This is a genomic window from Bradyrhizobium sp. S3.7.6 (assembly GCF_054061875.1).
The window spans coordinates 7119608-7140354 of the sequence record NZ_JBSSEQ010000001.1 but is presented as its reverse complement, the minus strand read 5'-3'; the positions used below and the strand labels follow the sequence as shown (position 1 = coordinate 7140354).

Below are 20747 nucleotides of genomic sequence, written 5' to 3'. Positions count from 1 at the left end.
CCGCTAACCGATACCTGCTTGATTTAGGTCAAATGTGCCGGTTGGGCTGGGCCAGAGATCCCGATACCATCCCGCCGGATTCGCGGCCGTCTCACCGCTCCCGCAAACTCTCCTGCCCATAGCGGATCAGCGGCGACACCACATAGCTGATGATCTTCCTTGTGCCGGTCTTGATCTCGACGGTTACGGCCATGCCGGGCGCGAGGTTGACGGTGCGGCCGTCGATGTCCATCTGCGAGCGGTCGAGCGAGACGCGGGCGGAGTAAACCAGCTCCTGGCCCTTGGGTTCACTGGATGATGTGTCGGTGCCGGCCGGCGTGTCGCCGGGCTTTTCCGGCGGTTTCTGGCGGACGATGGCGTCCTGGGAGACGCTGAGCACCTTGCCCTGGCGCAGGCCGTAGCGGGTGAAGCTGAAGGTGTCGACCTTGATCGCGGCTTCCTCGCCGGGATTGACGAAGCCGATGTCGCGGTTCGAGATCATCGCCTCGATCTCGAGGCCGCCGCTGGTGGGCACCACCACCATCAGCGTCTGGGCCGGCGTCACCACGCCGCCGACCGAGTGCACGGCGAGCTGCTGGACGATGCCGTCCTCCTGCGCGGCGAGGCGCAGCAGGCTGGTGCGCTGCTCGGCCTTGACGATGTCCTGGCGCAGGCCAGCCGCCTTCTGCTCGGCTTTCGCAAGCTCGTCAAACAGGCCGCGCTGATATTCCGCCTCGGTGCGCCGCAGCGTCTCCTCGATGCCTCCAACGGCGGCATCGGCCTCGGCATAGTGGCTCTTCTGGACCAGCAATTCCTGCTGTTGTGCGACCAGGTCCTGCGTTTCCGTGAGGTATTGCAGTTTGGAGCCGAACTCGCGGTCGACGAGATATTTTCGCACATCGACCCGCTGCTGCATGATGGGGATCAGGGCGCTGATCTTGCCGATCGTGGCCTCGCTGGTCGAACGCTCCGCTTTCTTCTGCGTGCCCTGCCATTCGAGCGAGGTGATCTTGGACGCCTGCTCGGCGGCCTGCGAGGCCAGGAAACGCTTTGCGGTGCGGATCTGATCGGAGGTCGCGCGCGCGGGCGCGATGAATTTGGCGGGATCACCGCCGGCAAGTGCGGCGTGCAGACGTGCGATGTCGAGCTCGCTCGCCAGCAGATCGCTCTGGAGATGGCCGAGCTCGGCCTGGCTCATGGTGGGATCGAGCTCGATCAGGAGGTCGCCGGCCTTGACGCGCTGACCGTCCTGCACGTGGATGGCGCGCACGACCGCGGTCTCGAACGGCTGGATCACCTTGGTGCGGCCGTCGGGGACGATCTTGCCGGTCGCGGTCGCGATGATGTCGATCGTGCCGATGCTGGCCCACACCAGCGCGATCAGAAACACCGCCGAGATCGACGCGGAGATGGCGCGGCCGATCGGCGAAGGCGGGGTCTCGACGATCTCGAGCGCCGCGGGGAGGAACGCCAGTTCGTCGCGCGTCCGCGTCGGGCTGCGCAGCGAGGCCATCATCGCCTTAGCCGACTTCATGGATGCCTGCCTGGACACGATGCAGCGTGGCGTAGCGGCCGCCGCTGCGGATCAGCTGGTCGTGCGAACCGTCCTCGACGATACGGCCACGCTCCACGGTGATGATGCGGTCCGCGGTACGCACGGTCGACAGACGGTGGGCGATGATCAGAACGGTACGGCCCGCCGTGATCTCGCGCATGTTGTGCTGGATGATGCGCTCGCTTTCATAGTCGAGCGCGCTCGTTGCTTCGTCGAAGATGAGAACGCGCGGATTGGTCGTTAGCGCGCGTGCGATCGCGATGCGCTGGCGCTGGCCGCCGGACAGCGTGCTGCCGCGCTCGCCGATGACGGTGTCGTAGCCATCCTGGAGTTCGAGGATGAAATCGTGTGCGCCGGCGAGCTTCGCTGCGGCGACGACGCGCTCCATCGGCAGCGCGGGGTCGGCGAGTGCGATGTTGTCGCGCACCGAGCGGTTAAACAGCATGTTCTCCTGCAGCACGACGCCGACCTGCCGGCGCAGCCAGGTCGGGTCGACCGCCGCAAGGTCATTGCCGTCGACCAGCACGCGGCCGCTCTCGGGGAGATAGAGCCTCTGGATCAGTTTTCCGAGCGTGCTCTTGCCGGAGCCGGAGGTGCCGACGATGCCGACGATCTGGCCGGCCGGAATCTTCAGGGTGATGTCGCTCAGGATCTGCGGTCCGTCGACGCGATAGCGGAAGCCGACATGCTCGAAGGTGATGTCGCCACGGATGGCAGGCAACGCCGCGCGACCCGGGCGATGGGTCGGCTCGGGCACGGTGTTGAGGATGTCGCCGAGCCGCTCGACCGACAGCCGCGCCTGGTGGAAATCCTGCCAGAGCTGGGCGAGCCGAAGCACCGGTGCGGTGACACGTCCCGACAGCATGTTGAAGGCGACGAGCTCGCCGACCGTGAGGTTACCGTCGATGACCAGCTTGGCGCCGAAATAGAGCAGGATCGCCATGTTGATCTTGCTGACGAACTGAACGGCCTGGCTTGCAACATTGCCGAGATTGACCACGCGAAAGCTCGAGGCGACGTAGCCGGCAAGCTGCTCTTCCCAGCGCTTCTGCATCTGCGGCTCGACCGCCATCGCCTTCAAGGTCTCGACGCCGGTGACGCTCTCGACAAGGAACGACTGGTTCTCCGCGCCGCGCTTGAACTTCTCGTCGAGACGGTAGCGGAACAGCGGCGTGGCGCCGGCCGAGATGACGATGTAGAGCGGGAACGACGCCAGCACGATCGCGGTCAGCAGCGGCGAGTAGAACGCCATCAGGCCGAGGAAGACGAAGGTGAAGAACAGGTCGATCACCAGCGTCAGCGCCGAGCCGGTGATGAAGTTGCGCAAATTCTCCAGCTCGCGCACCCGCGCGACCGTGTCGCCGACCCGCCGCGCCTGAAAATAGGACAGCGGCAGCGCCAGCAGGTGGTGGAACAGCCGCGCGCCGAGCTCGACGTCGATGCGGTTGGTCGTGTGCGAGAACAGGTAGGTGCGGAGCGCGCCGAGCACGACCTCGAAGATCGAGATCGCGACGATGCCGGCGACCAGCACATCCAGCGTGCCGAGGCTGCGATGCACCAGCACCTTGTCGATCACCACCTGGAAGAACAGCGGCGACACCAGCGCAAAGATCTGGAGGAAGAACGAGGCGAGCAGCACTTCGCCGAGCAGGCCGCGATAGCGGTTGACCGCGCCCATGAACCAGGTGATGTCGAAGCGCCGCGACAGATCGGCGAGGCCGGCGCGCTTGGTCATCAGCACGATGCGGCCGTCCCAGAGCACCTCGAACTGCGCCTTGGTCAGCATCTGCGGCCGCGGCGAGCCCGGATATTGCACGATGGCCTTACCGTCGCCGGCCTTGCCGAGGATCAGGAAGCCGCCGTCGCGCAAGGGGACGATGGCGGGCAGCGGCGTCTTGTCGAGCCGGTCCCAGCTCGTCTTCACCACGCGCGCCTTGATGTTGAACTGCCTGGTACAGCGCAGCATCTCGGTGGTGCCGATCACGGTGACGCCGAGCTGATGGCGGAGCTGCTCCGGCTCGGCGGGCACCCCGAGGAATTGGAGCATCATGACGAGCGCGGTCAGGCCGGGGTCGGCCGGCGGCTTCGGCACGGCCTGCACCGGCGGCTCCTTCGGCTGCTCTTTGGCGGCCGGGTCGCGTGAAATGGTCTCGTTCGGGCTCATTGGAAGCAAATATCCGCGGTCATCGGGTCCGGACGATTTCACGGACGGGTGTCCCGCCGGTCGGCAGGGCGGCCGATAGCTAACGCGGCTATGTTACGGTTTGATAACTATGTCGGACCGCTCACATAACGGTCGGATTTGGCGTTCTGCGGCGGGATGCGGGACGGCGGGAGGCAAGTTCACCTCCCGCCGCGATCGCATGACGCACCGGGGCGGGGACCCCGGTGCGCAGATCGTGTTGGCCGATCAGCCGTGGCTGGCCAGCGTGGGCTGCTGCTGCGTCGTGTCCGAAGACACGAGGCTGCTCTCGCCGGCATCCGGGACGATGCTCGCCGATTGCTGCACCAGCAGCGACAGCGAGATCGCCGATCCGCCGTGGCCGTCGTCGGTGACGTTGAGCTCGGTGCCGGACTGAACGCCCGCGAACTGGTAGGTGTGGCTGCCCGAGTTCGTGGCGAGCGTCAGTGTCGTACCGTCGAAGGTGAACGACGAGACCGACGTGTTGAGCAGGTCGATCGTGTCGCCGAGTTCGAAGTTCGACACCGTGCCGGTCAGGCCGGACGCGTTTTCGAGCGTCAACGTTGCAGCCGAGCCGGCGAAGTCGACGCCGTTCTGGACGCCTCCGGCGAAGACATGCTCGACCCCGCCCGCAAGGTGGGTGTTGTCGGCGGTGCCTGCGACGTCGAGTTCGCCGCTGTTGAGCGTCGTGCCGGACGCCGTTCCGATCACGAACCCGACCCCGCCGTTGATCGTCGTGGACGCGGCCGAGCCGCCGGCGTCGACATAGAGCAGACCGCCGCCGTTGACCGTGGTCGCCGTCACCGATCCGCCCGCGCCAATGTACGAATTGCCGCCGTTCTCGATCACGGTGTTCGCGGCGATGCCGCCATCCAGCACCTGCTGATTGCCGCTGAGGTTCGTGCCGGAGACGGTGGCGTGGTAGACGTCCTGGAAGCCGCCAGCCGCAACGATCGTGCCGGTCGCGCTGCCGCCGTGGTAGACGTGCTGCGCGCCGCCGTTCTTGACGGTCACACCGGTCGCGACGCCGCCGCCCAGCGAGTTGCCGCCGCCGACCGAGCCGCCGGTCGCCGTGCCGTCGACATACTGGAAGCCGCCGTCGATCACGGTGTCGCTGGCCGACCCGCCGGCATCGATGTATTGGAAGCCGCCGGTTTTGACCAGCGTGCCGGCGCTGGTGCCGCCATCGCCGACATATTGGTAGCCGCCGCCATAGACCGTGGTGTCGATGGCCGTTCCGCCCGCCAGCACCTGCTGGTTGCCGCTGAGGCTGACGTTGGTGACGGTCGAATTCGAGTAGACGTCCTGGTAGCCGCCGGCCTCGACCGTCGAACCGTTGGCGCTGCCGCCGAAGTAGACGTGCTGCTGGCCGCCCGCGTGAACGATGGTGTCGTTCGCGGTGCCGTAGTCGTACTGCACGCCGCCGCTGCGGATGTTGGTATGCTCGGTGGTCGCGCCGTTGAGGACGTCGACGACGCCGCCATTGCCGATCGTGATCTGGCCGGAGACGTTGCCGCCGGTGACGACATCGAGAGTGCCGTCGCCGAGCACGACATAGCCCTGCGAGGTCGTCGACGCGCCCGTGACCGAAACCGCGCCGGTCGAGACCAGCGTCGGCGCCGCGAAGACGGTCGAGGTGCCGGCGTTGCCGGCTGCATCGGTGGTCTTGGCGGTCAGGTTGTTGGCGCCTTCCACCAGCGTCAGGCCGGCGAGGCTCCAGGAGCCGTTGGCGCCAGCCGTGGTAGTGCCGACCAGGGTGGCACCGTCATAGACCGAGACCAGAAGGCCGGCTTCGGTGGTGCCGCTCACCGTGAAGGTGGGCAGGTTGGCGGTGTCGAGCGTCACGCCGGTGACGCCGACGGCCGGGGCAACCGTGTCGACGGTCACGTTGATCGCGGAGGCGGCATCGCTCACGGCGCCGGTCGTATCGGTGACCTTCGCAGTGATGGCGTGGGCCGCGTTGCCGAGCAGGCCGGTCTGGATGTCGACGTAGCCGCGCGCGATGTCGGCGAGCGAGAGCGTGACTGCCGAGCCGATCGCGGTCTGGCCGTCGAACAGCTGCACGACGTCGCCGGCAAAGTTGCTGCCGGTTGCGATGCGGACCGTCAGGTTGGTGTCGTTGGTGCTGGCGCCGTTGGCGAGCGCGCCGCTGTTGGGCGAGACGTCATCGGTGACCGACACGATGGTCGGCGCGGTCGGGGCGTTCGACAGGTTGAAGACCTGCGCGGTGATGCCGTAGGAGGAGTTGTCACCAAGCGTCTGGCTGAAGTCCTGCCAGCTGATGACGAAGCCGCCATTGGCGAGCGCCGAGACGGTCGGATAGTACTGATAGCTGTTGGTCTGCGAGTTGACGATGTACTCGCCGCCGATCTTGTTGCCGGCCGTATCATAGACCTGCGCCTTGATGCCGGAGCCGCTGCCGTCGGCCGTTCCTTCGTCCGACCAGGTCACGACGAAGCCGCCGCCGGTCAGTGCGGTGATGCTCGAAAAGCCCTGGTTGCCGCCGGTCTGGGTGTTGACCTGGAATTCCGAGCCGACCTTGCTGCCGCCAGCCGTGAAGACCTGCGCGCGAATTTCGCCGCTGGTGTCCTCGAAGCTGATGACGAAATTGCCGTTGGCAAGACCGGTCACGCCGGCAACCATGCGGCTGTTGTAATAGGCGGTGTCGACGGTGAATTTGGAGCCGACCTTGGTCGCGCCGCTCGCACCCGGGTGGAACACCTGACCGCGGACTTCCCAATTGCCGGTGCGGAAATCGTTCCAGGTGACGACGAAGTCGCCGTTGCTGAGCGTTGCGATCGAGGCGCGCTCCTGATCGAAGTTGGCGCTGGCGGAGTTGACGAGGAATTCGGAGCCGACCTTGGCGCCGTTCGCGTCATAGACCTGGGCCTTGATGTCGGGCGCGACGCTGCCCTGGTTGGTCCAGGCGACGACGAAGCCGCCATTGGGCAGGCCGGTGATGGCCGGCGTATTCTGGTTGTTGGCGGTGACGGAGTTGATCAGGAATTCGCCGCCGACCGGGGCGCCGTTCGCGCCGTAGATCTGGGCCTTGATGTCGCCGCTCGTGGAGTTCTGGTCCTGCCAGGAGACGACGAAGCCGCCGTTGCTGAGGCCGGTCACGACCGGGGAGGCCTGCGAGCCGTTGGTCTGGGTGTTGACCAGGAATTCGCCGCCGACCTTGCTGCCGTCCGCGGCATAGAGCTGGGCATGGACGGCGGAGCCGCTGGCGTCGCCGAGCGTGCTGCTGCCGCTGGTGGAGCCGGCGAGGCCGTCCTGCCAAGTGACGACGAAGCCGCCATTGGTGAGGCCGGTAATGGAGGGATACCACTGGCTGCCAGCCGTCTGGCTATTGACCTGAAATTCGGTACCCATTTTTACGACGGTGGTCATAACATACCTCAAGTGATGCTAAAGAGAGCGCTGAAGGGCTGAATTCCGCGCCGCGACCGCCTGCTGCGGAGGCCTGCGCCGAACCTGCATGCGCTCTAAACGATCTATTTATGATATTTTATGATACATTTTTGCGCGATGTGCGGCATTTTGTCCGGAATAACGTTACATCAATGATATGAAGGGGGTCCGCGCGTGCAGCCGGTGCGGGTGCTCCAAATGGTATGCAATCTCGCGCTGGGCATGCCTCCCGCATAGGCAGGCGTGACCGGAGCCGCCGTCGCACGGACGTGCTCGCGGGTTGCCCCTCGATGGCGCGCGACCTGTTGCGTCTGAGATTTGATGAGCGATGGCGAGGCTTGCGTCGATGGCCTTGGCCGGAGCAGGGCTCGACAGCCGAGGAAGCTGTACCGGGACTTGTCCCGGTACAGCAATGTCGTCTCAGGTCAGCTCTGGGCGTGAACGAGCGAGGCGCTCTCGGGATCGGAGCCCTGCTGCGTGATCGCGCCTTCGCCAGCATCCGGGACCAGGCTCGCCGAGAACTGCGAGAGCAGCGAGAGCGACACGGACGTGCCGCCATGGCCGTCGGAGGCGACGTTCAACGCGGTGCCGGCCTCGACGCCTGCGAATTGATAGGCGAGCGAGCCGTTGCTGGTGGTCAGCGTGAGCGTCGCGCCATCGAATTCGTACGAGGTCACAGCAAGGTTGCGGAAGTCGATGACGTCGCCGATCTCGAAATTCGAGATCGTGCCGGTCAGGCCGGACGCGTCCTCGAGATAGAGCGTCGAAGCCGAGCCAGCGAAATCGACGCCGTTCTGGACGCCGCCGGCATAGACATATTCGGCGCCGCCGGCGAGATGCGTGTTGCTGGCGCTGCCAACCACATCGAACTCGCCGCTGTTGACGGTCGCGCCCGAGGCCGTGCCAGCCACGAAGACGAAGCCGCCGTTGACCGTCGTGGAGGCCGCCGAAGCGCCAACGTCCACATATTGCAGGCCGCCGGCGTTGACCGTCGTTCCCGTCGCCGAAGCGCCGGAGCCGATATATTCGCTGCCGCCGGACAGAACCACCGTGTCGGTCGAACTGCCGGTGCCGAGAACCTGAAGGCCGCCGCTGACCTGGCTGCCCTGCACGCTGCCGCTGTTGACCTGCTGGAAGCCGCCGGCCTGGACCGTCGTCGTGATCGCGGTGCCGTCCAGCACGATGTGCTGAATGCCGCCGCTGTTGACGGTGGTGTTGTTGGTCGTGCCGGCGACTTCCTGGACGCCGCCGCCGAATACGACGGTGTCATTGCCGGTGCCGAGCACGAATTGATAGCCGCCGTTGTTGATCGCGGTGCCGTTGGCGGTGCCGTCCTCGCCGACATATTGCAGGCCGCCCGACGAGATGATCGTGCCATTGGTGGTGCCGCCGGCCGCCACGAATTCGTTGCCGCCGTTGACGATGACCGTCGCGTAGGTCACGCCGCCGACATGCACCTGCTGGAAGCCGGCGAGCGTCGTTCCGGTGACGGTGGCGTTCATGACGTCCTGGTAACCGCCGGCGCTGATCACGACGTTACTGGCGGTGCCGCCATAGACGTGCTGGGTGCCGCCGTTGGAGATGACGACGCCGTTGGCCGTGCCGTAATTGTACTGCACACCGCCGGCGATGGTCGAGTTGTTGGCGGTGCCGCCGGCCTCGATCATGATGACAGTGCCGGGGCCGACCGCGGTCGCGCCGGACACGACGCCGCCGCTGGCGACGTCGAGCGTGCCCGAGACGACGATGTAGGTCGTGGTGGTGGGGGCGGAGATCGTTGTCGTGCCGCCAAATACAACTTGAGTGGTCATTGATGCCTCAAATGAGCGCTAATGGGGATGGTCGCGATGATGATACAACTCGGAATGGGAATCATTCCGTCGCTAATGATATATTTTGTATCATAACGCGCGAACAATGTTATAGTGATAAAGGTGCGGCGAAACGCCGGACGTCTTGCGAGGTCATGCGGACTGTCGCGCATGACCGGCGACCGCGCGGCGCGCCGTGGCCGAGAGGCTGGTCTTCAGGGTCGCTCTACGGGGAATTAACGCTCGACGGGAAAAGCCGGCGGCCTGGGCTGCTCGGCGCCGAAGGCCACCCAGACGTTCGGGTCGGTGGCGCTTTGCCGCGACAGGTAGCGGTATTTGGTCTCGTACCAGAACAGGATTTCCGGGGTCTGGTTGTCGAGGATCATCTCGCCGCGGTCGGAGCGGACGGTGAGTACGGCGTGACGACCTTTGGCCGGACCGGGCTCCTCGACCGTTGTGATCAGGAGCGACCCCTGCGGCCAGCCCAGCTTGGCGAGCATCTTGCGCTTGAGCAGGACGATGTCCTCGCAATCGCCGCGATCGAGCGGCAGCGTCCAGCGTTCGGCCTTGCCGTAAAGCGCGTCATCGCTGGTCCAGGCGACGCGATCATTGACGTATTTGTTGGTCTCGTAGAGCTGCTGAAGCAGTTCGGGCGTGAGCACGACGTCCCGGGCCTGATCAGCGCCGGGCCGGCAGTCCTCGGCATTCTCGGCGCAGAACTGTTGCCAGCCGGACGGTGCCTTGGTCGCGGCGCCGATCGCAGCAAACAGGGTGGGGCGGGCCAGGAAAGCATGGGCCGGCAGCGCCATCGACAGGCAGGCCGCGGCAAGGCCGGCGGCCGCCAGCGTCGTCAGTCTCTGTTTTGCGTTGCGATTTCCCGCCATGTCGTGCCCCGACGCTCCCTGTGCAGGGGACGTTGGCAGAGACAGCTCGCGATCCGGCTAAGCGATTGCTTCAAATTGTACCGATCCGCGCGATGTCGGCTGGGACGGCGGCGGTGATGGTATGATTTCCGTTAAGACCGGCGTTACGCCGTCACATCATGATATGACGGCGTTCCCCGCAGCTTGCGGCCCGCGCCGTCGATCAGAACGGCGACTCCTCGGGCCAGCGCAGCGCGTGCCATTGGCCGGCCGCGATCTGGCCGCGGCTCATCTTCGAGGCGACGGCATTGCGCAGCTTTGCAAAATTCTCGCGGGTTTTCCTCGGTGCATGCGCAGCCGCGAGGTTCAGCCATTTGTAGGCGGCGACGTCGTCCTGCGGCACGCCCTGGCCCTTGTCGTAGGCGAGGCCGAGCAGATATTGCGACGTGGTGTCGCCTTGCTCGGCGGCCAGCCTGTACCAGTAGCCGGCGGCGTCATAGGCCTGCGGCAGGCCTTGTCCCGTCGCGTACATGAAGCCGACCATCCCTTGCGCGCGGGCATTGCCGCGCTCGGCCTGCGGCAACAGCAGACGGGCAGCGGTATTGTAGTCGCCGCGGTTGAAGGCGCCGGTTCCGGCGCCGAGGGAATTTGCGTGGGCGATGCTTGTCGAGGCAAGTCCCAGCACGATGGCGGCAATCAAGAGTCTGCTGGACCTGATCATGTGAACCGCTCCTCGGGCAATTTGTACTGGCTCAGCGGTAGGTCGTCGGCGCGGGCCTCGGCCCGATCGCGTTGATCGTACCGCGCAGCTTGGTGCGCAGCTCCTCGGCAACGAAATGAGCATCGGCGCCGTCGCGGATGATCTGCGGCCGGATGAAGATGATAAGCTCGGTGCGCTTGACCTGCTTGTCCGTCTGCCCGAACACGGCTTCGCCGAGGCCGGGAATCTGGTCGAGGCCCGGAATGCCCGCGCGGCTCTTGGTCTGGGTGTCGCTGATCAGGCCCGCCAGCAGGACCGTCTGTCCGCTCGCGACCGCGACCGAGCTGCGCACCTTGCGGGTCGACACCGTCGGCGTCAGCGAGTTGGTCGACGTCGAGGACGATCCTGACGACGAGTTGCTGACCGGATTGGAGATCTCCTGCTCGACATCGAGCCTGACATTGCCGTTGGCATTGATCCGCGGCACCACGCGCAGGATGATGCCGGTGCTGCGATAGTCGGTCGTGTTGGCGATGGTGTTGTTGCCGGTCAGCACGGTTGCGCTTCCGGTCTGGATCGGGATCTCGTCGCCGACCTGGAGGGTCGCGACCTGGTTGTCGATCACGACCACGGACGGGTTCGACAGCACCTTGACGTCGGTGATCGCATGCAGCGCGTTGAGCACGGCGCGCGGCGTCTGCGCCGAGCCGACCAGGAAGTTGAAGCCGGGGATGGCGCGCTGGAGCACGACATCGGCTGCCGCCGCGGCGACCGACGTTGCGCCGTTAAAGCCCACCGAGCCGGTGTTGGGCTTCAGGCCGACATCGCGGCTCATGATGTAGGACTGGATGCCGTATTGGAGATCGTCGGTCAGCGTCACCTCGGCGATGGTGGCGTCGATGGCGACCTGGAGCTGCGGTTGGTCGATCTCCTTGATGGTCTGCTCGATGATCCGGTACTGTTCCTGGCTCGCATAGATCAACAGCGTGTTATTGACGCTGTCGGCAGTGATGCGGACACCGTCGAGAACGTTGCCGGGACCTGCGCCGCCGCGGCCTGAATTCTGTCCTGTGGAGGAGTTGTCGAACAGGCTGCCGCCGCCCTGCGAAGCGGATGATGAACCGTAGGCGGCCTGATTGCCGGTAGACGCGTCGGAAGCACCCGCGCTTGCGGCGCGTCCGCCTGAATTCGAGCCAAAGCCGCTGCTTGACTGATTGGGCGAGGCCGACAGGCGGCTGAGCGCAGAGCCGCGGCTCGAGCTCGAGGCGAGGCCGGATCCTGGTGCGACCTGTCCACCCGGGCTGTCGAGCTGAGAGGCGGACGAGCCGGAAGAGCTGCTCGAACCGAAGACGTCGTTGAGCACCCGCGCGATCTGCCGGGCGTCGCCGAACTTCACGCGGTAGACGTGGACCGCCGAGCGGCCTGTATTGGTGGTGTCGAGGCGGCGGATCCAGGTTTCGACACGGTTCAACAGCTCCGGCTTCCGCGTCACCGCGAGCACCGCGTTCATCCGGGCGATCGACTGGAATTTGATCACGTTCTGCGTCATGCCGCCTTCGCCGGAATCGACGATTTTCTCGAGCTCGGCGATGATCGGTCCCGGATTGCTGTTCTGCACCGGGAAGATACCGACCGACTGTCCCTTCAAGAAGTCCGCATCGAAGCTCAGCACGAGATCGACCGCGTTGCGGCGCTCGCTGCCGGAGCCCTGGATCAGGATCAGGTTGCGGCTGGTGTCGGCGCGGATCATGCCCTGCTTGGTGGCAAAACTGTCGACCAGCTTGATGACGGTCTGCGCCGAGACATATTGCAGCGGCACGATCGTTATGCCGTAGCCGGGTGTCATGCGATCGGAGGCGTCCGCACCGCCGACGCCGACCGCGTCGCCCTGCGGCATCAGCCGGTAGCCGGTATCGTCGCGCACCAGCGCGACGCCGCCGATCCGCAGCGCGTTTTCGAGCGCGAAGACGACGTCGGATTTGGGGATCGGGCGGCCCGAGGAGAGGCTGACATTGCCCTGGACGCGCGGATCGATGACGTAGCCGACGCCGAGGATGTCGCCGAGCACGATCTTGGCGACGGATGCGACCGGCGAATTGTCGAAATTGAGCTCGAACCGGTCGGTGCTGACCGCCGCTTGCTGCGACGAGGTGGCGGTTGGCGCATCGTCGCTGGCAACCGCCGCGTAGATCGCGGTCTTGGCGCGGGGGCCGGTCGAGAGTTCGCGCTGCGGCAACTGGTTCGGATAGCGCGGCAACAGGTCAACCGAGCGGACCTTGTCGAAGACATCCGGATCCTTGGTGTCGGCATCGGCGATGCCGCTCACCGTGTTGCACGATCCGAGCAATACGCAGATGGCAGCGCATTGGACAACCAAGCCGATCCGGAATGTTGCTCGGCTCACTGGACTGCCTCACTCACGCGCCGCCCGCTGTTGTTCCCGTCGAGGCGGGGCGGGCCGAATGCGGCTTGCTTAACCCTCTCGTATGACAGTCGTGTGTTACGAATTCTGTTAGCCTTGCGCCCGTCACGCGAGCTTGTTGTGAGAATGTGATGCGACGGGAAATTGGGCAGAGACATCAAGGACGTTCTGTTCGATCATGTTGTGACTGGCCGGGGACGATATTGCGCTCGATCATGCCGTCACATTTCCAATCGGAAAACTAAGGTAAACGGCCCGCTCGCCGCTCTGCGGCCATCAGAGTGACTGCGGTAGACGTCCATGGCTTCCCCGAATGCGCACGAGTTCGTAGCTCGTTTCAGCCAGAAGGTTGGCCTGAAACCGGACGCGGACAAACTCGGCAGGCTGAATGGGTCCCGCCCTGCCGAAGGTGGTCTGCGTAAGCTGTGGGAAATGAGTGAATTGTCGGCGAGCGAATTCGCCGATGAGGTGTCGCTGTTCTTCGAGCTTCCGCGCGTCACGCTTCAGGAGATGATGGCGACGGAATCCCGCGCGCAACAGTTTTCGCGCCGGTTCCTGCGCGAAATGGCGGTGTTCCCGTGCCAGCCCACTGGCGGATCGCCGGTACTTGTACTGGCCGACCCCACGGACCGGGCCTCCATACAGGCGGCCGCAATCGTGCTTGGCACGGGGCCGACCATCAAGGTTGCCTCGTTCGAGGACATCGCCACCGTGCTCGACCAGCGTCTCGGCGAGGAGGAGAGCGCGAGCGCCGAGACCGCCGTCAATGCCACGGCGCAGGATGACGACATCGACAATCTGCGCGACCTTGCCAGCGGCGCGCCGGTCGTTCGCGCCGTCAACGACATGTTCGAGACCGCCGTCGAGCTGCGCGCCAGCGATATCCATATCGAGCCCGGCCGCACCTCGCTGGTGATACGGATGCGCGTCGATGGGCTGTTGCGCAATGTCGCGACACCGAACGGCGTGCCCCCGGCGGCGGTGATCTCGCGCATCAAGATCCTGGCGGGACTGAACATCGCCGAGCGCCGGTTGCCGCAGGACGGCGGCGCGCGGGTGCGGGCGGCGCGTTCGGAAATCGACGTGCGCGTCGCGATCATGCCGACGCAGCATGGCGAGTCCGCCGTCATCCGCCTGCTGCCGCGGGACCGCGCTTTGCTGTCGATCGACAAGCTCGGCTTCCTGGCCGGCGACCAGGGCAAATTGCGGCGCATGCTGGCACTGCCGCACGGCATGATCATCGTCACCGGCCCGACCGGCAGCGGCAAGACCACGACGCTCGCGACGGTGCTGTCGCTGCTCAACGAGCCGACCCGAAAAATCCTGACCATCGAGGATCCCGTCGAATACGAGATCCCCGGCATCTCCCAGTCGCAGGCCAAGCCCTCGATCGGCCTGACCTTCGCCACCGCGCTGCGCTCCTTCGTGCGCCAGGACCCCGACGTCATCATGGTCGGCGAAGTCCGCGACTCCGAGACCGCTCATGTCGCGATCCACGCAGCGCTCACCGGCCATCTCGTGCTGACCACGCTGCACACCGAGACGGCGGCGGCCGCCGTGCCGCGCCTGCTTGATCTCGGCGTCGAGGCGTTCCTGCTGCGCTCGACCTTGCGCGCGGTGATCGCGCAGCGCCTGGTCCGGCAGCTCTGTGACCGCTGCAAGAGCAGCCGGCCGCTGACCCATGCCGACGTCGAGGCCGATCCGCGCTACACGGCGGTCGGTCTGTCCGTCGGCAATGTCATCTTCGAACCCGTCGGCTGCGAGCGCTGCGGCAATGTCGGCTATCGCGGCCGTATCGGTGTGTTCGAGGTGCTCGAGATGAACGAGGAAGTCCGCGCGCTGGTCGAGGAACAGTCCGACTGGGAATCCATCGACAAGGTGGCCATCCGCAACGGCATGACGACCATGATCGAGGATGGCCTCGCCAAATGCCTGTCGGGCATGACCTCGGCGGCGGAGATCCTGCGCGTGACCACCGTGCGGTGACGAGATGCCGAATTTTCGCTATCGTGCGCTGACGCAGAAGGGAGAGGTGGTCTCCGGCTCGATCACGGCGGCCAACCTCGCCGAAGTGTCCCAACGCATCGAATATCTCGGCCTAGTCGCGATCGATGCCGGGCCCGCGGAGGAAGCCAAGGGCTGGTCGCTCTCGCTGGCGTCGTTGACGTTGTCGAAGCCGGGGCCCGCGGATGTCACGATCTTCACGCGCGACCTTGCTCTGCTCCTGAAGGCCGGTGCCCGGTTGAATGATGCGCTCGAACTGCTCGCAGGCGATATGGACGTCAGCCGGCTTCGTCCGGTCGTCAATACCATCAAGACCGCGATCATGTCCGGCGAGAGCTTTGCCGAAGCGCTTGCGCGCGAGCCGACGCTGTTTCCGCCCATGTATGTCGCCCTGGTCAGAGTCGGCGAGATGTCGGGCACGCTGGACCACATTCTGGAGACGATCGGGACCGAGCGCACGCGCGCGGAGGCTCTGCGCCGCAAGGTGACCGGCGCCCTGCAATATCCTGCCTTCGTGCTGCTCGCGGCCGGTGGCGTGCTGATCTTCTTCGTCACGTTCGTGCTTCCGCAGTTTTCGGCGGTGTTGCGCGACTTCAACGCCAAGACCGATCCCGTCATCGAGGTGTTCCTGACGCTGTCGGACATCCTGCGCGGTCACGGCTTCGAGGTCGGCGCCGTGGTTGCCATCGCCGTCATCGGCGGCTGGCTGGCGTGGCGCAGGCCATCGGTCCGCGCCAGCATCGTCACGCAGATCGCGCGGCTGCCTGTCATCTCGACCGTGGTCGAATTCCACCGCGCCGCGCTGTTCTCGCGCAATCTCGGTATTCTGCTCGGCAGCGGCGTGACGCTGACGGCGACGCTTCGCATCCTGATCGACATCATGAATGCGACCGGCAACGTGCAGGCCTGGGCGGCGATGGCCGACCGCGTGCGCCATGGCGGCAGGCTCGCCGAGGCGCTGGCTGCTTCGGCCGTGCTGCCGCCCGTCGCGGTGCGGATGCTGCGGCTCGGCGAGGAGACCGGGCAGTTGCCGACGCTGTCGGGCCGGGTCGCGGAGTTCTACGAGGAAAAGCTGCAACGGCAGCTCGATCGCGTCGTCGCCATCATCGGGCCTGCCGCGATCATCCTCATCAGCGTCGTGGTCGGCGGCCTGATCGTGTCGGTCATGACGGCGCTGTTGTCAGTGACGCAAGTTGTCGGTTGAGAAGGGGAGGGTTTCGCATGATCCGCGTGTCTAGGAAGGCGCTGTTCCCTGCGCCGAGGCGGCGGCGCCGGCGTCGCGGCGAGGAAGGCTTTACGCTGGTGGAGATGCTGGTCGTCATCACCATCATCGGCATGATCATGGCGCTGGTCGGCCCGCGGGTGCTGAACTATCTCAGCGAATCCCGCGTCAAGGCGGCCAAGATACAGATCCAGAGTTTCAGCAGCGCGCTCGACCTGTTCTACCTCGACGCCGGCCGCTTCCCGACCAGCTCGGAAGGACTCGGCGCCCTCGCTCATGCCGTGAGCGGCGTGGCGTCCTGGAATGGCCCGTATTTAAAGGGCGGCAACGTTCCCAACGACCCATGGGGCAATCCTTATGTCTACAAGCAGCCGGCGGAACGCGCGCCCTACGAAATTCGCTCGCTCGGCTCCGACGGGCAGGAGGGTGGAACGGGAACGTCGGCCGATCTCGTCTCCGGAGCGAACTGATACGGGCGAGGCCGGCTTCACGCTGCTCGAAATGGTCTGCGTGCTGGCCATCGTCGCTATGCTCGCGGCCGTGCTGCTGCCGCGCTTTCCGTCGCAGACCTCGCGGCCGCGGCTCGAGGCTTATGCGATCGAGGTTGCGGCCCTGCTCAAGGCCGACCGCAATGCCGCGCTGTCGCGCTACGGCGCGGTCAGCGCCGTTGTGGACGCGCGGGCACGTACCGTGAGGTCGGGTTCGGGCCCCTGGATCATCCAGGTGCCGCAGGACGTGGTGTTCGACGCGCTGCTGCCGCAACGCTGCAACGGCCGGCCGGCGTTCTCGACCATCAGTTTTTTCGCCAGCGGCATGTCATGCGGCGGCACGATCCGCCTGACACGTCTCGGCAACGCCATCGAGGTGCGCGTGAATTGGCTGACGGGAGGCGTGGACATTGTCGCGCAGGAAGTCCTCTAGCCGCCGGCGCGAAGCCGGCTTCACCATGATCGAGGCCGTCGTGGCGCTCGCACTGGTGACGATCGTGCTCGCTGCGATCGGAACGTTGGTCGCGACCAATTCGCGCGGCGCCTGGAAGCTCGAGCAGCATGCCGCCCTCGTCAATGCGGCGCGCGTGGTGGTGTCCACCTTGCCGCGCGCCGGAGCGCCGATGCTTGATGATCTGCGCGGACGGGTCGCCGGCCACCGTTGGCAGATGCGCTTGACGCCATTCCTCGACGATGTGCCTTTCGTGCCGGAGTCGCGGTTCGTTCCGCAGCGTGTCGAATTGCGCGTGCAGGCGCCGGGCGGAGCGATCGTGTCGTTCGAAACGATCCGCTTGCAGAGCAGGGGCGGGAGCTGATGACCGACGCCCGGCAATGGCGCGCCGAAGACGGCTTCACGCTGTTCGAAGCCCTGGTTGCGCTGGCACTGATGGGCCTGATCATGGGCGCGCTGGCTTCGGTCACCGGGCAATGGCTGCCGAGCTGGAATCGCGGCATCATCCGTGCCCAGCGCAACGAGCAGGTCGCGGTCGCTCTCGACCGGCTCACGGCCGATCTGGCGGCGGCCGACTACGTGACGCGGTCGGACAATCTGCCGTTGTTTCGCGGCGGGGAGCAGGCCGTGATGTTCGTTCGCTCCGTGCTCGGCCCGAATGGTCGGCCGGGTCTGGAGATCGTGCGGATCTCCGAGATCAACGACAGAAACGGTCCGGCACTGGTGCGCACGCGCGCGCCGTTCGTGCTGCTGAAGGCGGGAGATCCCAGGGCAGACCAGATTCCGTTCGTCGATCCCGTCGTGCTGCTGCGGCTGCCATATCGCATCAGCTTCGCCTATGCCGGCCTTGACGGCAAATGGGGCAGCCGCTGGCTCAACTCCGGCGAGCTGCCGATGTCGGTCCGCTTCGACATCAGGGATGTCGAGCGCGGAACCGTGATTTCGAGCGCCGCCCGGATCCATGTCGAGACAAGCGCGCCGCGGCCGGATCCGTCGACCGAGCAGGAGGCGACGCAGACGCAATCCGGTAACGGGCCGACGCAATGACCAGTCCGTCCGCTCGACTGAGACGCAGGCTTGCAGCGCAGGACGGGTTCATCGTCGTCGCCACCCTGTGGCTGCTTGCGGGATTGGCCGCGCTTGCGACTGTCGCTTCGGTCTACATCGCACAATCGGCCAATGCGCTCTCGGCGCTGGACGCCGCGACGCAATGGGAGATGCTGGGTTCGGCCGGTGTCGAGCTCGCCGCCTACCAATTGTCGGCGCCTGCGACGATGCGGCGTCCGACCCATGGCGGCTTCGGCTTCCGCCTGGCCGATGCCTCCGTACGCGTCGAGTACATGTCGGAATCGGCACGGATCAATCTCAACATGGCGCCGCGTGCGATGATCGCGGGACTGTTCAGGGCGCTCGGCGCGCCGGCGGAAGCAGCCGACGAATATGCCGCGCGCGTCGTCGCCTGGCGGCGCACGCCGAGACCGGACGGGCGGGATACGGAGCCGGCGGCCTATGCTGCGGCGGACCTCACTTACGTGCCGCGGCAAGCGCCATTCGCCAGCGCCGATGAGCTGTGGCTGGTGCTCGGCCTGCCGGTCGAGCTGGTCGAGCATGCGATGCCTTTCGTGACCGTCTACAGCGGTATGGCGGAGGTCAACGTGCTCGATGCTGCGCCGGAAGTGATCGCGGCACTGCCGGACATGACGACGGCCAGGCTCGACGCCTTCCTCAATCAGCGCGCGGACCTGCCGCCCGACAATCCAGAGTTCGTCATCGGCGCGCTCGGCGGGCGGCAGCCGGGTGCCACGATATCGGCGAGCGACGCCTATCGGGTGCGCATACGGATCACGCTACGGGACGGCCGGCAAAGAACGCCCGAGGCGGTAATCCGGATTCCGGGACCGGGCGAGAAGGAGGCCTTCCGCGTACTGGCATGGACCGACGAAGTTGATCCGGATCGAGGAGGGCGGCCAAGGCCGCGGGAGAGTCGATGAGTATTCCCAGTCAAATCGCAGCCGCGCTGTCGCTGTGGATCGACAGCGTTGCACGCACGGTGAGCGCGCGGCTCGAACGAACGCGCGGTGCGCGGCAGATCGCGATCAGCGAGGACGAGGAGGGCGCTCTGACGCTGCGCCTTGCCTCGACGACGAGCAAGGACGCAGACCTGCCGCCCGGTCGCATCGACATCGTCGATGGCGTTATCACCGAGCCGCTGTCGGACGAATGGTCCGCGGCGATGAAGGGTGCGATGGTCGACCTCGCACTTCAGCCATCGCGCTTCGTATTTCGTCCGCTGGAGCTACCGGGACGTGCAGTGGAGTTTCTCGACGGCATCATTCGTGCCCAGATCGATCGGCTGACACCCTGGAGCCCGGCGGAAGCGGTGTTTCACTGGACGCCGCCGCAGGCGATCGCCGACGACCATGTCGAGTTGACGGTGGTGGCGACGGCGCGCGCGGCGGTGACGTCGTTGTCGCAAGCTCTCCTCGATGCAGGCGCGGCCGCCGTCGAGATATCGACCTCGGCGCCCGGGATGGAGCAGGTCGCCGTCTATCGTCAACGCGTCGGCGGGCAAACCGGCTCGAGCCGGCTCCGCTTTGCGCTGATCGCAGTCCTCGCGACGACCGGCGTGCTGGCGATGCTGTCGGTCGGGCTCGGCGGGGTCGCCACCGATTCCTACGATGCCCAGCTGCAGCAGACCCAGCGCCGGATCGCCGAACGCCGCGCGCTCGCGCGCGGCGGGCAGGGCGGCCAGGGCAGCTCGCCCCTCGAAATCCTGGCGCGCCGCAAGCAGACGATGCCGTCGGCCGTGATGGTGCTGGAAGAGCTGTCCGGCCTCTTGCCCGACCACACCTATGCGACCGAGCTGAGGATCGAGGGCGACAAGCTCCAGATCACGGGTCTGACCAGCGACGCCCCGTCGCTGATCCAGATCCTGGAGCAGTCGCCGCATTTCGCCAGCGCAGCCTTCTTCGCACCGACGACGCGCGCCGCCAACGAGGCGGGCGAGCGCTTCCACATCGAGACCAGGATCAAGCCGCAATTCGGGCCGGGCACATGATCAGCATGCAGAAGTTCGAAGGATATCTCACGCGCTTACCGGTCGCCGCGGTCGCGGCCTATGTGGCGCTGGTGGTGTTGTTCGCGTTCACGACAGTGCAGACCGTGATCGAGATCCTGGGTAGCCGCGATGCTGCGGCGTCAGCCGCGGAGATCCTTCAGACGCTCGAGGCTCGGCGTGCTACGCCGCCGCCCGCCGTCCGGGCCGATATCAGCGTTCCCACGGGCTCGGCGTTCCTCGAAGGACAGACGGCCTCGGTCGCAAGCGCCGTGCTGCTCCAGCGGGTGCTCGCGGCGACCAAGCGGGTGAACGGCAACACGCTGTCGTCGCAGGTCGATGTCCAGGGACCGCTCGCCAAATCCGGCTTCGTCTCGGCGACGTTCAACATCGAGCTCGCTTCAGCATCTCTTCAGCCGCTCCTCTATGACCTGGAGGCCGGCATGCCCTTTCTGTTCATCGATGGTCTGGTCGTCCAGACCGCCTCGGGCAGCGCCGACAACAGCAAGTTGCGCCTGGTCCTCGGCATCTCGGCGCAGCGACAGAACGCGAAGTGAACGAAGCGACCTCGGGTGGAGGCGAAATCAGCTCGCGATCGTTGCGC

Annotated in this window: 16 protein-coding genes; 9 read left to right on the top strand and 7 right to left on the bottom strand. The window is 65.9% G+C overall.

The features are described from left to right. Positions 1-91: 91 nt before the first annotated feature. The 7 genes from ACVJ5M_RS34710 to gspD all read right to left on the bottom strand — a co-directional run bounded on the left by ACVJ5M_RS34710 (position 92) and on the right by gspD (position 12827). Complete coding sequence (locus ACVJ5M_RS34710; RefSeq protein ID WP_231144434.1) at positions 92-1513, bottom strand: HlyD family type I secretion periplasmic adaptor subunit; 1422 nt, start codon at positions 1511-1513, stop codon at positions 92-94. Next, on the bottom strand, positions 1500-3698 hold the full coding sequence (locus ACVJ5M_RS34705) for a type I secretion system permease/ATPase (RefSeq protein WP_085402748.1): 2199 nt from the start codon (positions 3696-3698) through the stop codon (positions 1500-1502). The genes ACVJ5M_RS34710 and ACVJ5M_RS34705 overlap by 14 nt, the downstream gene beginning before the upstream one ends. A gap of 246 nt (positions 3699-3944) precedes the next feature. Further along, positions 3945-7106 carry an AIDA repeat-containing protein gene (locus ACVJ5M_RS34700; protein WP_354099370.1) on the bottom strand — a complete coding sequence of 1054 codons (3162 nt, stop codon included), beginning with the start codon at positions 7104-7106 and terminating at the stop codon, positions 3945-3947. Positions 7107-7552: 446 nt separating this feature from the next. Further along, a complete protein-coding gene (locus ACVJ5M_RS34695) occupies positions 7553-8938 on the bottom strand; it encodes a hypothetical protein (protein ID WP_231144436.1) in 1386 nt (461 codons plus the stop codon). 236 nt (positions 8939-9174) lie between these two features. After that, on the bottom strand, positions 9175-9822 hold the full coding sequence (locus ACVJ5M_RS34690) for a transglutaminase-like cysteine peptidase (RefSeq protein ID WP_231144437.1): 648 nt from the start codon (positions 9820-9822) through the stop codon (positions 9175-9177). A 202-nt stretch (positions 9823-10024) separates the two neighbouring features. Beyond that, positions 10025-10522, bottom strand: a complete 498-nt coding sequence (locus tag ACVJ5M_RS34685; RefSeq protein WP_283018551.1) for a tetratricopeptide repeat protein — start codon at positions 10520-10522, stop codon at positions 10025-10027. A gap of 31 nt (positions 10523-10553) precedes the next feature. Then, positions 10554-12827, bottom strand: a complete 2274-nt coding sequence (gene gspD / locus ACVJ5M_RS34680; RefSeq protein ID WP_354099369.1) for a type II secretion system secretin GspD — start codon at positions 12825-12827, stop codon at positions 10554-10556. 528 nt (positions 12828-13355) lie between these two features. Here gspD and ACVJ5M_RS34675 point away from each other — a divergent pair. The 9 genes from ACVJ5M_RS34675 to gspM are packed head-to-tail and all read left to right on the top strand — an operon-like array spanning position 13356 to position 20700. Then, positions 13356-14909 carry a GspE/PulE family protein gene (locus ACVJ5M_RS34675; RefSeq protein WP_231144440.1) on the top strand — a complete coding sequence of 518 codons (1554 nt, stop codon included), beginning with the start codon at positions 13356-13358 and terminating at the stop codon, positions 14907-14909. Positions 14910-14913: 4 nt separating this feature from the next. After that, a complete protein-coding gene (locus ACVJ5M_RS34670) occupies positions 14914-16131 on the top strand; it encodes a type II secretion system F family protein (protein ID WP_231144441.1) in 1218 nt (405 codons plus the stop codon). Positions 16132-16148: 17 nt separating this feature from the next. Next, entirely contained in the window at positions 16149-16619 is a 471-nt protein-coding gene (gspG, locus tag ACVJ5M_RS34665; protein ID WP_231144442.1) for a type II secretion system major pseudopilin GspG, read from the top strand. After that, a complete protein-coding gene (locus ACVJ5M_RS34660; RefSeq protein ID WP_354099368.1) occupies positions 16576-17070 on the top strand; it encodes a prepilin-type N-terminal cleavage/methylation domain-containing protein in 495 nt (164 codons plus the stop codon). The genes gspG and ACVJ5M_RS34660 overlap by 44 nt, the downstream gene beginning before the upstream one ends. After that, positions 17048-17452, top strand: a complete 405-nt coding sequence (locus tag ACVJ5M_RS34655; protein WP_354099367.1) for a type II secretion system protein — start codon at positions 17048-17050, stop codon at positions 17450-17452. The genes ACVJ5M_RS34660 and ACVJ5M_RS34655 overlap by 23 nt, the downstream gene beginning before the upstream one ends. Then, a complete protein-coding gene (locus tag ACVJ5M_RS34650; protein WP_231144444.1) occupies positions 17452-18135 on the top strand; it encodes a PulJ/GspJ family protein in 684 nt (227 codons plus the stop codon). The genes ACVJ5M_RS34655 and ACVJ5M_RS34650 overlap by 1 nt, the downstream gene beginning before the upstream one ends. Further along, positions 18132-19079 carry a type II secretion system minor pseudopilin gene (locus ACVJ5M_RS34645; RefSeq protein WP_231144445.1) on the top strand — a complete coding sequence of 316 codons (948 nt, stop codon included), beginning with the start codon at positions 18132-18134 and terminating at the stop codon, positions 19077-19079. Before ACVJ5M_RS34650 ends, ACVJ5M_RS34645 begins: the two co-directional genes overlap by 4 nt. Next, positions 19076-20146, top strand: a complete 1071-nt coding sequence (locus tag ACVJ5M_RS34640) for a PilN domain-containing protein (protein ID WP_231144446.1) — start codon at positions 19076-19078, stop codon at positions 20144-20146. Before ACVJ5M_RS34645 ends, ACVJ5M_RS34640 begins: the two co-directional genes overlap by 4 nt. After that, on the top strand, positions 20143-20700 hold the full coding sequence (gene gspM / locus ACVJ5M_RS34635; protein WP_071915597.1) for a type II secretion system protein GspM: 558 nt from the start codon (positions 20143-20145) through the stop codon (positions 20698-20700). The genes ACVJ5M_RS34640 and gspM overlap by 4 nt, the downstream gene beginning before the upstream one ends. Positions 20701-20747: the final 47 nt, after the last annotated feature.

Bases quoted from the DNA above. Each gene is read 5' to 3' on its own strand.
- ACVJ5M_RS34710 (WP_231144434.1), bottom strand. From the start codon at position 1,513: ATGAAGTCGGCTAAGGCGATGATGGCCTCGCTGCGCAGCCCGACGCGG.
- ACVJ5M_RS34705 (WP_085402748.1), bottom strand. From the start codon at position 3,698: ATGAGCCCGAACGAGACCATTTCACGCGACCCGGCCGCCAAAGAGCAG.
- ACVJ5M_RS34700 (WP_354099370.1), bottom strand. From the start codon at position 7,106: ATGACCACCGTCGTAAAAATGGGTACCGAATTTCAGGTCAATAGCCAG.
- ACVJ5M_RS34695 (WP_231144436.1), bottom strand. From the start codon at position 8,938: ATGACCACTCAAGTTGTATTTGGCGGCACGACAACGATCTCCGCCCCC.
- ACVJ5M_RS34690 (WP_231144437.1), bottom strand. From the start codon at position 9,822: ATGGCGGGAAATCGCAACGCAAAACAGAGACTGACGACGCTGGCGGCC.
- ACVJ5M_RS34685 (WP_283018551.1), bottom strand. From the start codon at position 10,522: ATGATCAGGTCCAGCAGACTCTTGATTGCCGCCATCGTGCTGGGACTT.
- ACVJ5M_RS34675 (WP_231144440.1), top strand. From the start codon at position 13,356: ATGAGTGAATTGTCGGCGAGCGAATTCGCCGATGAGGTGTCGCTGTTC.
- ACVJ5M_RS34670 (WP_231144441.1), top strand. From the start codon at position 14,914: ATGCCGAATTTTCGCTATCGTGCGCTGACGCAGAAGGGAGAGGTGGTC.
- gspG (WP_231144442.1), top strand. From the start codon at position 16,149: ATGATCCGCGTGTCTAGGAAGGCGCTGTTCCCTGCGCCGAGGCGGCGG.
- ACVJ5M_RS34650 (WP_231144444.1), top strand. From the start codon at position 17,452: ATGACCGACGCCCGGCAATGGCGCGCCGAAGACGGCTTCACGCTGTTC.
- ACVJ5M_RS34645 (WP_231144445.1), top strand. From the start codon at position 18,132: ATGACCAGTCCGTCCGCTCGACTGAGACGCAGGCTTGCAGCGCAGGAC.
- ACVJ5M_RS34640 (WP_231144446.1), top strand. From the start codon at position 19,076: ATGAGTATTCCCAGTCAAATCGCAGCCGCGCTGTCGCTGTGGATCGAC.
- gspM (WP_071915597.1), top strand. From the start codon at position 20,143: ATGATCAGCATGCAGAAGTTCGAAGGATATCTCACGCGCTTACCGGTC.